At 48.2% G+C, this 15,141-nt stretch carries 15 protein-coding genes and 1 tRNA gene; 3 read left to right on the top strand and 13 right to left on the bottom strand.

The window, feature by feature from the left end:
* Positions 1 to 11 precede the first annotated feature (11 nt).
* Positions 12 to 2,288, bottom strand: a complete 2,277-nt coding sequence (clpA, locus tag BLP64_RS00555; RefSeq protein WP_092590659.1) for an ATP-dependent Clp protease ATP-binding subunit ClpA — start codon at positions 2,286 to 2,288, stop codon at positions 12 to 14.
* A 47-nt stretch (positions 2,289 to 2,335) separates the two neighbouring features.
* A complete protein-coding gene (gene clpS, locus BLP64_RS00550) occupies positions 2,336 to 2,653 on the bottom strand; it encodes an ATP-dependent Clp protease adapter ClpS (RefSeq protein ID WP_407681253.1) in 318 nt (105 codons plus the stop codon).
* A gap of 262 nt (positions 2,654 to 2,915) precedes the next feature.
* Here clpS and cspD point away from each other — a divergent pair, with 262 nt between their 5' ends.
* A complete protein-coding gene (cspD, locus tag BLP64_RS00545) occupies positions 2,916 to 3,131 on the top strand; it encodes a cold shock domain-containing protein CspD (protein ID WP_092590657.1) in 216 nt (71 codons plus the stop codon).
* Between the two features lie 62 nt (positions 3,132 to 3,193).
* Here cspD and yejK read toward each other — a convergent pair whose 3' ends face one another.
* On the bottom strand, positions 3,194 to 4,339 hold the full coding sequence (yejK, locus tag BLP64_RS00540; protein WP_233340065.1) for a nucleoid-associated protein YejK: 1,146 nt from the start codon (positions 4,337 to 4,339) through the stop codon (positions 3,194 to 3,196).
* 94 nt (positions 4,340 to 4,433) lie between these two features.
* Between yejK and BLP64_RS00535 the strand changes: the two genes are divergently transcribed.
* A complete protein-coding gene (locus tag BLP64_RS00535) occupies positions 4,434 to 6,053 on the top strand; it encodes a DUF3413 domain-containing protein (protein ID WP_092590655.1) in 1,620 nt (539 codons plus the stop codon).
* Between the two features lie 64 nt (positions 6,054 to 6,117).
* A tRNA-Pro gene (locus BLP64_RS00530) sits at positions 6,118 to 6,194 on the top strand.
* 109 nt (positions 6,195 to 6,303) lie between these two features.
* Here BLP64_RS00530 and BLP64_RS00525 read toward each other — a convergent pair.
* The 10 genes from BLP64_RS00525 to BLP64_RS00480 form a co-directional block, all read right to left on the bottom strand.
* Complete coding sequence (locus tag BLP64_RS00525; protein WP_092590653.1) at positions 6,304 to 6,609, bottom strand: hypothetical protein; 306 nt, start codon at positions 6,607 to 6,609, stop codon at positions 6,304 to 6,306.
* Entirely contained in the window at positions 6,587 to 7,309 is a 723-nt protein-coding gene (locus BLP64_RS00520; protein ID WP_092590651.1) for a hypothetical protein, read from the bottom strand. The genes BLP64_RS00525 and BLP64_RS00520 overlap by 23 nt, the downstream gene beginning before the upstream one ends.
* Before the next feature lie 27 nt (positions 7,310 to 7,336).
* Positions 7,337 to 8,731 carry a hypothetical protein gene (locus tag BLP64_RS00515; RefSeq protein ID WP_092590649.1) on the bottom strand — a complete coding sequence of 465 codons (1,395 nt, stop codon included), beginning with the start codon at positions 8,729 to 8,731 and terminating at the stop codon, positions 7,337 to 7,339.
* Positions 8,728 to 9,081 (bottom strand): hypothetical protein, encoded by a 354-nt coding sequence (locus BLP64_RS00510; protein WP_092590647.1) that lies wholly within the window; start codon positions 9,079 to 9,081, stop codon positions 8,728 to 8,730. The genes BLP64_RS00515 and BLP64_RS00510 overlap by 4 nt, the downstream gene beginning before the upstream one ends.
* 670 nt (positions 9,082 to 9,751) lie before the next feature.
* Entirely contained in the window at positions 9,752 to 12,268 is a 2,517-nt protein-coding gene (locus BLP64_RS00505; RefSeq protein ID WP_092590645.1) for a hypothetical protein, read from the bottom strand.
* Positions 12,268 to 12,513 (bottom strand): hypothetical protein, encoded by a 246-nt coding sequence (locus BLP64_RS00500; protein ID WP_092590643.1) that lies wholly within the window; start codon positions 12,511 to 12,513, stop codon positions 12,268 to 12,270. Before BLP64_RS00500 ends, BLP64_RS00505 begins: the two co-directional genes overlap by 1 nt.
* Positions 12,506 to 12,820, bottom strand: coding sequence for a helix-turn-helix domain-containing protein (locus BLP64_RS00495; RefSeq protein WP_092590641.1), 315 nt, complete (start codon positions 12,818 to 12,820; stop codon positions 12,506 to 12,508). Before BLP64_RS00495 ends, BLP64_RS00500 begins: the two co-directional genes overlap by 8 nt.
* Before the next feature lies 1 nt (position 12,821).
* Positions 12,822 to 13,022, bottom strand: a complete 201-nt coding sequence (locus BLP64_RS00490; RefSeq protein WP_092590639.1) for a helix-turn-helix transcriptional regulator — start codon at positions 13,020 to 13,022, stop codon at positions 12,822 to 12,824.
* A 91-nt stretch (positions 13,023 to 13,113) separates the two neighbouring features.
* A complete protein-coding gene (locus tag BLP64_RS00485; protein ID WP_092590637.1) occupies positions 13,114 to 13,548 on the bottom strand; it encodes a hypothetical protein in 435 nt (144 codons plus the stop codon).
* Positions 13,545 to 14,948: a tyrosine-type recombinase/integrase gene (locus BLP64_RS00480; protein WP_092590635.1), complete on the bottom strand. Its 1,404-nt coding sequence runs from the start codon at positions 14,946 to 14,948 to the stop codon at positions 13,545 to 13,547. The genes BLP64_RS00485 and BLP64_RS00480 overlap by 4 nt, the downstream gene beginning before the upstream one ends.
* Between the last annotated feature and the right edge of the window lie 193 nt (positions 14,949 to 15,141).

The following is a 15,141-nucleotide window of genomic DNA, read 5'->3' as shown; positions in this document are numbered from 1 at the left end:
GTTCTTGCGGCTCAATCGCTGATTGAGCCGCGCGCCTCGCGCTCATGAATCGTCAAGTTTAGCTCCCCTTTCGTTACCCCAACTGTTACGCTACCTCCCTGCATCAGTCGACCAAACAGGATCTCATTGGCTAACGGCTTTTTCAAATGCGCTTGAATGATTCGCGCCATCGGCCGTGCGCCCATTGCCCGGTCATAACCTTTCTCCGCGAGCCATTGTAACGCAGCTGGGCTAAGCTCAATCACCACATTTTTCTTGTCTAACTGAGCTTGTAACTCAGTAATAAACTTGTCCACCACCCGTTCAATGACTGGTTTCTCTAAGTGATTAAACCAAACAATAGCATCCAAACGGTTACGGAACTCCGGTGAGAACGTGCGATTTATCTCAACCATGGCATCTGGTGCATGATCTTGTTGCTGGAAACCAATGGATTGGCGCACGGTTTCTTGCACCCCTGCGTTGGTGGTCATCACCACAATCACATTGCGGAAATCTGCTTTGCGCCCGTTGTTATCCGTTAAACTGCCGTGGTCCATCACCTGCAACAAAATGTTATAGATGTCGCTGTGGGCTTTCTCAATTTCGTCCAATAGCAACACACAATGAGGCGATTTGATGACAGCTTCAGTGAGTAAACCACCTTGCTCGTAACCCACATACCCCGGTGGCGCCCCGATTAATCGACTGACCGCATGGCGCTCCATGTATTCGGACATATCAAAGCGGATAAATTCAATGCCCAATGCCTTTGCCAATTGCTGGGTGATCTCTGTTTTCCCAACACCAGTGGGGCCGGCAAATAAGAACGAGCCAATCGGCTTATGTTCATGGCCTAAGCCCGAACGCGATAAACGGATCGCCGCCGTGAGTTGATCAATGGCGTGATCTTGACCAAACACCACCAACTTCAAGTTCCGATCGAGGTTTTTCAGTATATGCTGATCGCTGCGAGACACCGACTGCTCTGGGATCCGAGCAATTTTTGCAATCACCGCTTCGATGTCTTGCACGCCAATGGTTTTCTTCCGTTTCGACGGTGGCAACAGCCGCTGGCTAGCGCCCGCTTCATCTAACACATCAATGGCTTTATCGGGTAAGTGGCGGTCATTAATATAGCGTGCTGACAGTTCTGCGGCAGCACGAAGGGCTGGCTGCGTATAACGAATGCCGTGATGCTCTTCGTAATATTCCTTTAAGCCCATGAGAATCCGCGCCGTATCTTCCACGGACGGCTCGCTGATATCGATATTTTGAAACCGACGCACTAAGGCACGATCTTTTTCAAAAATATTTTTATATTCTGTATAGGTTGTGGAGCCAATGCATTTGAGTTCCCCATTGCTAAGCAAAGGTTTCAGCAAGTTGGAAGCATCCAGCACACCTCCACTGGCCGCGCCTGCGCCTATAATTGTATGAATTTCATCAATGAATAATATCGCGTCAGGTTGCTCACACAGTTCTTTCAATAGTTGCTTAAAGCGCTTTTCGAAATCACCCCGATATTTGGTGCCCGCTAATAGCCCCCCCATATCGAGGGAATAAATCACAGCCGCTGCCATTACTTCGGGCACTTCGTTGCGGACAATACGATAGGCTAAGCCTTCGGCGATCGCTGTTTTACCGACCCCGGCTTCTCCTACTAATAGCGGATTGTTCTTGCGGCGGCGACATAACACTTGAATGCAACGTTCAACTTCCGCTTCACGCCCAATTAAGGGATCAATGCGCCCTGCTCGAGCACGTTCATTCAAATTAGTACAAAACCGTTTTAAGTAATTGGGCGACTCGTTGTGTTGTTCTGTCGACAACACATCCTCATCTATCGCCTCATCATGTTGGGATTCATCCTCAATTTTCGTCATTCCATGAGAGAGATAATGCACCACATCGAGTCGAGTAATGTCGTGCTTATTCAGCAGATAAACCGCTTGGGATTCTTGTTCACCGAAAATCGCGACCAACACATTTGCCCCCGTGACTTCAGTAGTCCCGGACGATTGCACATGAAATACCGCCCGCTGGAGCACCCGCTGAAAACCTAAAGTTGGTTGGGTATCGGCATCGGTACTTTCGTCTTCAAAGGTCGGCGTGCTGCGTTCTAAGTAACTTAATAGTTCATGTTTCAATTGGTTGAAGTTCAGACCACAGGCATGCAAAGCTTGAGCGGCTTCGGGGTTATCGAGTAGCGCAAGTAATAAGTGTTCAACCGTCATCAACTCATGATGATGGTCGCGGGCAAGCCGAAACGCATCATTCAAAGTAATTTCTAGCGCTTTATTTAACATGAGCGACTCCTTTGCTACTTAGTTTGTTGCTTGCTCGGTGTTCGCCTTTAGGCTCGCTCCATAATACACAATAAGGGGTGTTCATGGGTGCGAGCATAATGATTAACGTGGCTAACTTTGGTTTCGGCTACTTCATATGAGTATACACCACAAACAGCACTGCCTTTAAAATGGACCGTCAGCATCGTATCCGTTGCTCGTTCTTGATCCATCAGAAAATAACGCATCAACACCTCAATCACAAAGTCCATCGGCGTGTAGTCATCATTCATGATGATCACTTTGTACATCGGTGGTGGCTGTAATTTTTGTTTATTATCGAGCAGTTGTTCTTGCCCGTGTTGGTGATTACTTGGCATTGTCATCAACAACCTACCCTTAAAATATAGTCTGAAATTATAAAAAGGCTTCTAACTCTGTCTGCTTTACATCAATTTTAGTTACAGAAAAACAACGACTGTTCACTATTCACACAAATAGAGCTTGACTATCTGCAGAAGTTACCTAAAGTAAAACATGGTGTTAACAATTTACCGTATCAAGTCTCTCAAATCACGCGGCAAATTCGTTTTCATCATTCTAACAATAACGATATAGTTTATGCAGAACAAATAAGGAAGTAGAAGTATGGCTACCGGTAAAGTGAAATGGTTTAACAACTCGAAAGGTTTTGGCTTTATCGAGGCAGAAGATCGCGAAGGAGATATCTTCGCACACTACTCAACCATTGAAATGGAAGGTTATCGGACCTTAAAAGCGGGACAAAATGTTGAGTTTCAACTAGAAGAAGGCCCTAAAGGTCTCCACGCGACAAACATTATCCCAGTACAAAATGACAAATAGTACGACCATCGTACACTTGTAGTAAAACGCCGACTTAGGTCGGCGTTTTTGTATTTAAAGAGCTAACTATCAATCCCAAAATAGCGGCGCAATTGATCTCGCAAATTGGGTGGCGTGCCCCGAATCGTCAAGGTGTCTGTGGCCGGGTGATACTCCACTCGCTCACCGAGGAGTTGCTGGTCAAAGCCCACGCTCAGGCCGCCGCCTTGCCCTTGAAACTTCACTAATTTACGAACGGTGCTCCGATCTGTACGGAGTTCCTCGGGCAATGGTTGCGCTAAATTTGCGGTATAGTCGGCAAAACTTTGCCCCGTGGTAACCGCTTGAGCCAACTGCTCAGACAAATCGGCAACCCGTACTGGCTCATCATTCTTCCATGAAGTATCACAGATTTCATACACGGACTGCCGCACCGCTTGAGCTTGCGCCGGCTCTAAGTCATGCTCTTGCACGTAATTTTGAACGGTTTCAACCAATTGCTGGGTTTGTTTTTTAACGTTGTAGCCTTCGGTGCACCCTAAAAAGTCGAGGAAGAAATCAGCAATCTTACGCCCAACTCGCCCTTTTAAGAATGAAATATAGCTGGTGGATTCGGGCTCTTCTTGCCATTCCGATAAATTAATCGTTGCGGCTAAGAAAACCCGATTAATATCTAACAGAGAAGAACGGTCCACGGATAAATCGGGAGCAATGGCAACACCCTCTTTATTGGGAAGAAATGCCACCACCAAATGATCATGACCGCGCTCTAAATAGCTAGCAATCAATAAAAAGCCACTTTCCAAAAAGCCGTAGTGCTGTAGCTGCTGATGTAAAATTTGGGCGGTGCGCTGCGAAAACGTCACAAACTCATCCTCTCCCTTCCGCCATGCCTGTAACAACGGCGGAAACTCACTGAGTTGCTCGGTATCCACATCATCGTGCTCAGGGTTTATGAAACGCGCATAACCTTTACTGGGTTTGGCGTGATAGACATCGGTTAATTCTGACAAGAGCAAATGAACGTCCTCATCATTGGCCAAGGTAGCAGGCGCTAACCGCAGCCCAATTTGCCCGTCATTGGTATAAAACTGATGGATAATGCTATGTTTCACATCGGCTTGCATAGTCACTCGGTGTCCTCTTTGATTCGCTGTGATACGATGAATCCGATAGTTTACCACGCTGGCGTTGAAATCCATGCGCTGCAAAAAAAAATACAATGGCATCGCAGGCCTTCATTGAGTTACAGTAAATCACTGAACAAACGGATAAAGTCCTGCTACAATCGTTGGAAAATAAGGAAAAAGGTAAGCCTCCTTCATGAAACAGCTAAAACAACGTCGCGATAAAATTGCGCGCTTAATCAGTTGGGGCCACTGGTTCACCTTCTTTAACATCCTACTGGTCCTCGCCATCGGTACGCTCTACATTGAAGCAACCGAAGCCCCCGGCTCGGCATTAGGGGTGCTTTACCTCATCATCAATTGGCTGGGACACTTCGCCTTTTTGCCCTTTGTGTTCTTTATTATCCTTATTTTCCCGTTTTGTTTAGTGTTGCCCTACACCCGTGTCTTACGCGGTATCGGCACCCTGGTCGCATCCTTTGGCTTAATCGCATTAGTTGCCGATGCGCTGTTTTATCGCCAGTATGGTTATCACCTCAACACCTATTCCCTTTCCCAGCTGGCCATGGATGCTGAAACCGTCTTTGCCGGTGCCAGTTTTGTGATTCTTATCGGGTTATTATTAGTTTTTGTCGTCCTGCTGATTTTTGAGCTCGGGCTTGCCAATATTGCTTGGAAACGCTTGGATCGGCTGCAAGCGAAGTATTGGGGGCCCAGTTTAAGTGCGGTGTTTGTTGCCTGCTTCTTAGGCAGTCATAGCCTACATATTTGGGCCGATGCAGTGTTCTATACGCCCATTACCAAACAAGATGATATGTTCCCTCTCAGCTATCCAACCACCGCGAAAACTCTCATGAGTAAACATGGCTTGCTGGAAGAACAACGGCAAGAAGCCACCGAGAATCTGATTCGCCATGGCACCGACATTCACCTCACCTACCCAGCCCGGGAATTACAGTGCGCCCGTGTACCACAAGCGCCGAATACCCTCATTGTCGGCTTGGCACAGTTTGACGACCAAACAGCGCGTGCGGTGCAACAAGAATTCGCGACGCTGACAGCGTATCAACAACCAATCCTCGGCCATCGTAACCTTGAGAGTGCCTTGTTTGAGTTGCTCTACGCCTTGCCTGACCTCTATTTACCGGCCATTGCTAACGCCCAGTTACCGCCAGTCTACATCGAGGCATTACGCGATTACCAAATTGATGTGATTCTCACGCAACAGTTGCCCACCGAGCGTTCACCCGCCGCGTTAACTGACTTTGATACTCAGCAACGACCCAATCCAAGCGCGACCATTGAAATCATCACTACGGGCCAATGGTCGCCCGAGCTCCAGCAGCTCATCCAGCAACAACTGGAACGTGGTAACCAAATTTTCGTCGTTGGTTTAACCCCCCACCAGGCGAAAGGTGAACAAGGTTACGCCCAACAAGCAATGCAAGTGAACCTGCTGTATAGCGAATATATCCCGCTCCAAGCTCATCCCTTGGCACTGTTAACCGATATCATGCCAACCGTACTCGCCAGCTACTTAAACTGTGTGGATGATGCGAAAGCGTATTCAATTGGAGTGGACTTGACGAGCAAACCCCGCCGACTTCCCGTCATGACCAGTTATGGGGATGATTTGGTGGTGTACGATCAGCAAATCACCTCAGTGATTCATGCTGATGCGGTGATTCACTCGTTTGATACTACCAGTTTGACACCCTTACCTGGCGTCACTCCGGCAACCCCCGTGTTGGTTGATGGCATCCGGAAGTTAAAACGCTTTAGCCAAGAGCGAGAAATCAACCCAGTTGACGAATAAACCAGCAGTTGATTCGATTACCCCTTGCCAAATCGGCAAGATTCAGTAATATAGCGCCCTCGGTCGGCGTGTGGCGCAGCTTGGTAGCGCACTGTCATGGGGTGTCAGGGGTCGCTGGTTCAAATCCAGTCACGCCGACCAAAAAATCAATATAAATCAGGGGTTTGAGCGATTGTTCAAGCCCCTTTTTTATTTCTTAGAATATTTTTTTATAACGTGTAGCCGATATGTAGCCGTTTTACGTTACATACTAGCCGGGCTGTTGTTCTGAATAGTACCGCCGAACATAACGACGAAAGCGCTCACTGATATAGTGCGGGTCTAGGTCGTTCAGGTGAGCAAGGCGCTTCGTGATCCGCCCACAACGGCACAAGTCGTTAAAGGCTTGCTGCTGGTCATGGAATAGCTCGTTAAACTTCGCTGGTGGCCGTTCACAAGCTGTCAGGTAGTCGATAGCGTCTTTTATGAAAAGGTCGAGCGCAGCGCGTACCAGCTTCATCTCTGGTAGCACGTCTGCACTCGTTATCGGTGCATTACTCGGCTCTTGCATCAGCATTTAGCGCTTGCTTAAAGGCTGCGTCTGCCGCGTCTGCTTGCTCTTTCATTTTGATCGCTTCAACCTCTAAGTGTGGATCGCGCATTTCTTCGGCTTGCTTGCGGAAACTATCGAAAGCCATGCCTAGCATTTGCTCGGCGGTCTGAATTGCTTTTTCTTCTTCCAAGTATTCAGGCGCTACCTTTTCAACGTATGCCATTTGATACTGTGTGACCAATTCAGGCGTTAAGCCAGCCAATTCAGGTAGGCTAGTGTTCACGATGGCTGAAATAACCTCAAAGCGGCCGTGATCAATCGACTTTGCAATAAACTCGCGGCGCTGCTTGTCCGTCATACCTCGCAAGTGTGCGCGTATCTCTTGCGCGTCTGGCACGACTCTATCGAGTTTGGTTTTTACGATCATGTTACGCCGCGCTTTGTCTTGTGCGTCAACTAACCGTTCAATGCTCTTTTCAACGCTTCGTTTAGCCGCGCTAAGTGCTTCTTCGTAGCGCTTGCCATACTCCACGTTAATTTGTGCCTGTGTCTTAAATGGATCGGGCTTCTCGCGCATTTCAGCAAGTCCCTCAACCAACTGGCCAAAGCGTTCAATCTGGCGCTTTATGTCGCGCATTTCGTCACGCTGTGCAAAGTCGCCTAAATTACGCTCGAAAATGTCGCCACTGAATACAGGGCTTTTTACTCTGGTGCGTTTGTTCATGGTTATAACCTCATTTTGCATTAAAAATTAAAAGCCGATTCTAGGTGCGGCGCAGTAGGGTCTGTATTGACTGGCTACCACGCAAACACCAGCAACGGCGTTCACTGCGTCATCGTGCATGCCCGGTGCATGGTCGATGCGGTCTTTACCTGTTGAACTAGTCTTGCGCTCAAGTCCGACTAGCTCATCAAATAACTGTTTGTGATCTGGCAACTCCACGCGCTTGGAATTGATAAGCGGCAACATCTCGCCGTAAATCTCTGATTTGTTCTTTTCGCTTAACTCGTAGTAAATGCCGCGCTTGGTGAACTGTTCGCGCACAAAGTCACCGCCCCAACGGTCGCCAACTACATAGTTAATGCGGTACATCTTGAGTAGGTCGCAGAACTGCTCAACCACATATTCAGGGCTGAACGGCGGTTTCATCACGCGCAGCACGTCAACTATGATGATTTCTTTATCTTGGTGAGCAATCGCGCACGTCATAGCGTCTTTGCCACTGCCGCCAGCCGCATCAACGAATGCAAAGTAATGATTTGAACTCGCTGGCGCTAACTCGTAGCGGTCTGGGATTGTTACCGCTTCCACGGCTTCGCGGCTGATATAGCTTTCAACGTCACTACGGAACTGTGCGCCGTATTCTGCCGATGCTGCTTGCGCGTCTTCCTCATAGGCCGCTGCAACTATTTCAGGCGATAGCGTGGGGTTCATCGTCAACGTGGGCGCTTGAGCAACTAGCACGCGCTGGTTGTCCTTGCCAAAGTAACGGCGGTAATTTTCCCAAAGTACACCGCGCCGCGCATACGGTGAGCTAAGCGCAATCAACTTGCCGTTCAAGGTGGCCAGCGAGGGGCGCAAAGCGTTGATGATTTCCTTGTCAGGGTTCGCCCCATCGGTCAACCAAAACGCTATTTCATCGGCAATAATGCAACTGGCCGTATAACCTCGCGTTGCTCTCATGCTCGCGGTTGTGATCTCGATAACGCAACGGTTTACCAACTCGATGGATTCTGTTGTTTCGCGCAGCACCATTTGCTTTAACATCGGGCTACCGTCCACAAGGCCGCGAATGTAACGCATCACTGAACGCGCTTGCTTGCGGTCGGCGGCAATTACCATCACCGTGGCTACTTCACCTGCAGCCAGCTTGTCTGAATAGTCATTAAAAAAGGCTTCATAAACGGCGATTAAAGCCGCTGTATTCGATTTTCCGCCCCTTCTTCCAACTGGTAGCCATAACTCGTTGTGAGGGGCTTCTGGTGGCTTCTGGCGGCCGGTTAGCTCTTGATATAGTGCTAGGTCATCATCAGCAATCGGCAAGCCATAGAACGCGCTAAGCAGAACGCGCCAAGCACGCCAGCTTTCACCGCTGAACTGGTGAGCAAATAAGTTCTCATCGTGCATGGCTTCGATGATATTCATTTGCCACCGCCTTTAACGTAGGTCTGCAGCGCTGGGATCGTCTTGGCTACTCGGTTTAGCCCTAGCTTGGTGAGAATACCTTGCAAGGCGTTGCATGATTGCGTCCACTTGCCGCTGTCGAACTCTTGGCCGCTGGCTAGTTTTTGTTCTTCCTGTTGCAAGTGATATTCAAGCCACAAGGCACGTTCAACTAATGCGCGTTGCTGGTAGCTCAACTGGTCGATGCCGCCTAAGTCATCGGTTAGCAACTTATGGCGCTGTTGTAGCTCTTGTGCAACGGCGGTGCGCTTGTCCAATGACTGCAGCCAGTTAGCGGTAAACTTCTCTGGTGGGGTGCGGGTCTTGCTCATGCGCTGAACACCACAACGGCTGCAGTCGTGATTGCAACGAATGACGCGCCAATGACAAGGCCAAAGAATGAATGAAGTGCTACTTCTTTTAGGTCTGCTTTGCTCATAATTGCCGCCTATTTGGTTGGTATATGCCTTATATTTTAGCGCTAATTGGCTACATATTGGCTACACGACTACAAACAGAAACAACAAAAACAATAAATACAATAGGTTGAAAGCGTTACAAACTGCCATTTACAGACAGGGGGCGCTAGTTACAGGGTGTTTTGGGTCATTTTTAGGGGGTAGTCGGGTTCTGAGGCTGGATATTTTCCCCCTTTACTCGCTCGGTGTTCTGCTCTGTTTTAGCCCAGCTTGGTTGGGGGAACGTCAAGGCCGCGCCATATAAGGCTTTAGGGCTTATTTTCTACCACGTTCTACCGTCTTGGGGGAACGTCAAAGCCTTATAAATAAAGGGGTAAAGCCTTATTTTCTACCAATATAGATAATTCCTATTTTTTTCTTCCAATTATTTGTGCTTTTTTATTTGTCTTAGGTTTTTGGTAGAAAGTAGAAAGTTAGCCCCAAAGCTAGGCTAGATAAGGGCTGTACGTTCCCCCGAGTTGGTAGAAAGTTGGGGAACGGTAGAACGTTAAACACAAAAAAAGGGGCTTTACGCCCCCTTTGATTAAACTACCGCCCTTGAAACGTATCGCTGCCGCCGACCGTTTTCTATTAGCTCAAGCTCACCGGATTGTAACAAGCGTTCTATTAGCTCTTGGAAATAGTCGCGCTTTTGGTTCGCTTGTTGTAATTGCTGCCAGCTTTTGGGCTTGCTTACCTTTTCCCTAAGTTTGCTAGGTGCTAGGCCTTGCCCTTTACAGTTGCGTAGAACGGTTTGCTTAGCGGCTGCCATTATTTCGACCTCGCCAGCTTCGGCACGTTCGGCGTATGACTTAAGAATAAGGTACTTAACATCATCAACCGAGTTTTTTACCAAAGCGTGGGCGTATTTGGCGTGTTCTAGCGTGATCGTGCCACCGTCCAGCCCTAGTATGCTTGCCACCTTAAATAGCTGCTCTGGCGCTCTGGCGTAAACGCCGCCTACTATTGAATGGTTTAGCTGGTCGTCGTCGTCGTACCAATCCACGCAAGCATTTAAGTAGGCTTCGGCTTCTGGTGTAACGTCTACCACGCCGTGGCTGGCTTGCATTTGCTCAAAGCCCCAGATTATTGCGCCATGCAATCTAGCCACTTCTGCGCTGTTTAATTGCGTTCTGCGTAGCTTCTCGCGGCGTTCTGGGCAACGTCTTATTATGGTTCGACCAATGAAGCCGCTGGCTATGTTTTCAAGGCTTGCAAAGCTATCTAGCCGATCTGGTACGCTATGCCCCATGATTGAGAAAAACGGATCAGGCCAGCCATTTTTCAGGTACTCAATAACTAGCTTAGTCTTTTCTAGCGCACGTTCTAGCTTGCGCTTTTCTTCGCTGTCATTGTCGCCCAGCTTATCTAGCTTGTTTTCTAGTTCGCTTACGTCCTTGCTTTTGGTTTTGAGTATTTGGCGCTTTTCCATACCTCGGAACGTGTAAAGCTCGGTGCTGCTCATTACCAATATTTCGGCTTCCATTTTGGTTTCATAGGTTGCCGCCTTTTGGCTTTTCATTGAGTCTAGAAAGCTGTGGATTTCGTCAACGATATAAAGGCTAGTGCCTTCGCCCTCAATAAGGTTTTCGATTAAATCCTTAAAGCTGCCAGCGTTGCCGTGAATATAGCGTGAAGCGTACATATCGTTAGCCAGCTTTTTAATAACGTTCTGCGCCGTTTCCTTTCCGGCTGCAGTTTCAGCTATGCCTAGCGTTATTAGGTTTAGCTTGCTTGTGTAAACGCTTTTGCGCTTGCGCCCCATTAGCGCCATTAAGTGAAGCGCCGCAAGGGGGTAAAGCTCTGGGCGTAGCCGCCGCGCTTCGAGTTGCATTAAGCGGCATATATCGCCAGCAAGCCCCGGGGGATTGTCTATATCAACATCAGCTGGGCTAGGTGGTTCTAACTGTTCGCTTGGTTCGTCCTCGGCCTTATCAAACATAGCCTTAACCGCTGCAATAGCTTCTGGGCTTGCGCTCTGGTTTGCCATGTAGTCGCGCTGGTTTTGCTTGGTAATACTTACGCCGTTTTCGTCCTTGAACATAGCGCCAGCGGCTTTAAGTGCTGCGGCTTCATCGTTGCCATGCTCAAAGAACTTGAATAAATCCCAAGCATCAATTAGCCGGGCTTTGTTGCTTTGGGTGAGCTTCCCTATTCCGGCTTCCATGTCGCTACCGTGGTGGCTTAATAGCTTACCGTCCGGCTGTATCTGAATTTGGTAGTTGCCGCTTTCAGACAAGGGCGATACGGCTCGATTGCCTTTAACCTTGCCACCATAGCCGGGTAGTAAATCTACGGCGCTATAGGCCGCATTAAAGGCTTCTATCGGGCTTTTTACGCCGCTTTGCATACGCTCGTATGCCTTACGCTTGCTTTGCTCTAAGCGTTGCTTACGTTCGCGCTCTGCAGCTTCTAGGGCTTCTAGCTCTGCGTGGAACTCATCGCCCCAGCTATCAACCGATAACAGGCCGCTAAATGGGTTTTCCATAAAGTCGTAAAACTCGCCTTTGTTCGGTAGGTAGCAAATCTGGTTAGCGGTTTCAGTTTTGCGGTCTGGTGCTATTCCAGCGGCTTCTAACTTGTCATTGAGTATCTTTTGCATGATCTCAAAGTCGTTACCGTTCACCGGGTGCGCCAGCGGAACAATGAAGCGGCATTTCTGCTTATCCTCGGTAGCACTGCGGCTGGTGTAGCCCATCAAATCAACGCCTAGCACCTTACAAGCAAGGCTAAACATATCTTTGAAAGGTTTACCGTCTGGATCGTCAATGTCAGCCCATAGCGCGTAAAACTCGCCACTATTGCGCTGCTCGATAACGTCACGGCTCGCAAGGTTCGAGAAAATAGCCCATTGGCCATGCTCTTTAGCCGTACTTGGTGGGGTCGCGAGCATATCGGCCACCTGTGCAAGTGTGATCCCTACGTAGGGCTTTGGCTCGCGCTTATTATTGGTGCTGTGGAATTGCCCAAAGCCCGAACATAGGTTAATATTTGAACTATCAAAGTTTACCTCTTTGCATTGAGCCTCGGTTGCCGCCGGGGCTTTTTTTTGTGTGTACATTATTCGTCCCCCTCGTACAATTCGATCACGCCACCGAGAACAAGCTGTTCCACTTCATACGCCAGCATTTCTACGTTCTTCCAAGCATCATGTGCGGCTTTTGCGTTGCCGCTGTTGCTGTGACAGTAGAAAGACTGTTGAGCCTTCAGAAGCGCATCTAGGGTGCTTTGCGCTGCTTTGGTGTCGCAGAAGTGATCAGTAGTATTGATTCGCTTTAGAAAGGCTTTTACGGTGCTGTTACTCATTACCCACCTCCTGCGCGAACTTCTTGCCAGCTTCGTTAAAGCTCACGAAAATATCAGGCTCAATATGGCTGTATTCGATCAAGCCAGCTTCCATTAAGCGCCCTAGAGCGTGTCGGGCTTCGCTAGGTGTAAAGCCCTGCTTTGAACAAAGTTTGAGGATTGTTTTAAGCGTCAAATTTCCAGCACTTAAACGACAAACAATAAAACTCAAAAGTGCTGAATTTGCGTTCTTAAGCTTCATTGCTTCTTTAAGCCACTTGCGGCGACTTGGGCGTAGGTCGTAGCTATCGGGAACGGTAAATTCCATGTTACACCTCCCGACTTGCTAGCCATGCTTCTAATTCGCTTTTGCGGTAATAGCAAAGGCGCGCACTGGCTTTTATTTTTCGTGGGAATGTTGGATCACGTTCACTTAATCGGTGAAGCGTTACCCGGTGCATATTCAGAAAGTTAGCGGCCTGTTCAGGCCGCAATAAATCGCTTGCTGGTGTGGGGTTGGTAGTAGCCATGTTTAACCTCTAGTTGCTGGTTGTTACATGGCTAGTTTTTCAATTTGGCTACCTTATTCGTGGGGTTATCAATTAAGCTAATTAGTAACCCCTAATTGTTTTCGCGGTTGAATAACGCGATATGTTTCAGTGTTTCTTTGCGCTTTTTCCATATAGCCCCGATTTGGCTTTCAGACTTATGGAACTTGTCTGCGGCTAACTGAAAAGCTGTTTCTTTCCCGTTTTTGTACTCTCCCTTAATAGGTACGCCTTGCCCTTTGAGAAAATACAAATAGCAAAGTATTTCTAGGTGCTTTATTTCTGTTGGCTGCTGTTTGGCTGCTCCGCGCCCCTCTTTACCTAGCCTTTGACCATCTAAAGCCCTCATTAAAAGCTCATGGCCTTTGTCGTGGCTGGCTATTCGCAGCATATCGGTTTTACCAATATCGATTAGGGGCTGTTTATCGCCATACTGGGTCAGCATTTTTATTGCTTCTTCTAAATTTAACTGTAAAAGGCTTTCCTTTAACTGCTCGTTATTCATCATTCGCCCCCCACGGCCTTAGCCGGGCTTGTTGTATGATTGCCCCAGCTATCGGCTGCAAGCGCGGTTAATGCTTCCATGTCGTGATCGTCCGTTCTCATGTAGTTTTTAGTAATCATGCTGGTGTCAGCGTGGCCTACTAGCTTACGAATAAGCTCTGGTGATTTCCCTTTGCGTACTAAGTCGCTGATAAAGTTATGACGGAATGAATAGAACTGCAGCCCATCAGGAACGCCGCCAAGCTCTTTAACGTGCTTCCAGTGCTTTAGGTGGGCTTTTCTATCCATCTCACCGCTAACGCGCTCGGACGGGAATATAAGCCCGGTCTTTGGGTTGCCTTGCTGTTTGCGCCAAGTCGTCAGCGTATCAATAAGGGGGTGCTGTGTGCCTAAATTAAAGATTACCTTTATCGGGTCATCACCTTTATGCTCTGTTTTCTTCGGCGTATAAATTAGCGTGTACTTGCCGTTAAAAGGGTTGTGATCAAGGTTTTCCCATCTAAGGGCGTAAATATCACCGGGGCGCATGCCTGTCATCATGGCTATTTGCGTGAATGGTATAAACCAATGCGGAAAAGCCACATCATCAAGGCTGGGTAAGTGCTGGTTTTTTGCAAGGCGTAAACTACGGCGGCGCTTGGCTCTTAATTCCTCTGCGTAGCTATCTAGCCCTTTGAGAATGGCGGCCTTTACTTCGGGGCTGAATATGTCGCGCATGGCCATCATTTTATTATCTTCTTGGCGCAGTGCTTTGCGTTCCTCTTTGGTTAGCTGTGGCAACGTGTACCCGGCTAATGGGTTCACCGTTAAAACTGGCTCATGGTTTGACTGGCCTTTTTTAGTGCCAGCGGCATAATTGAGCATAGCTTTTAATGCACCAAAGTAGCCCACAAGGGTTGAACGCTTTAGCCCAGCTTCGCGTTTTTCTTGATACCATTTATCTATGTCGTGTGGCGTTATCATGTCCATGTCACGCTCAAACAGAAAACTAAAAGCAAGGCTAATTTTGCCTAGCACGTCCGGGCTGTCTTTTAGCACTTTGCTGTAATGCTCAAAAAAGCGCCCTAGCTTTAGGTTTTCTCTCTGTGCTTGCAGCTGCTCCTGTGCGCGTTTCTGCGCTGCTATCGCTTGCCGCTTAGCAATCGGGTCAGCTTCGCCCTTTGTGATCCCTACGCGCCATTCTAGGGCGATTTGCGCGGCTTCCTGTGGCTTTAATGCTGGGTATTCACCAATAGTTAGCGTCTTGCGCTTTCCTGCCGCGTCAGTGTACCGATAACGCCACGATGAAACGCATTTCAAGCGTAGCAAGTGAAAGCCTTTTATAACTTTGCATGATAGTTGCTGGCGCTCGCTTGCTGTCTTAGCAAACTGGTTCGCTGCTGTGGTACTGATTGAAGTTTTCATGTAGCCGCCTTATTCCGTGTAGCCGATATGTAGCCAGTATAACGCAATAAATGGCTACATCAAGCTACAAACGGTAACATTAAAAGCAATCACCAATCAAGCTGCAGCCCTTATAAATACTGGTCAAACCCTTTATTTATGCGGCTTTCAGCCATTCGACGTGGCAGCTATGGGGTGTCAGGGGTCGTAGGTT

It is taken from the genome of Pseudidiomarina indica, assembly GCF_900104245.1.
GTDB lineage: Bacteria > Pseudomonadota > Gammaproteobacteria > Enterobacterales > Alteromonadaceae > Pseudidiomarina > Pseudidiomarina indica.
The sequence above is the reverse complement of the archived record's forward strand: the minus strand, read 5'-3'. Positions and strand labels throughout refer to the sequence as shown.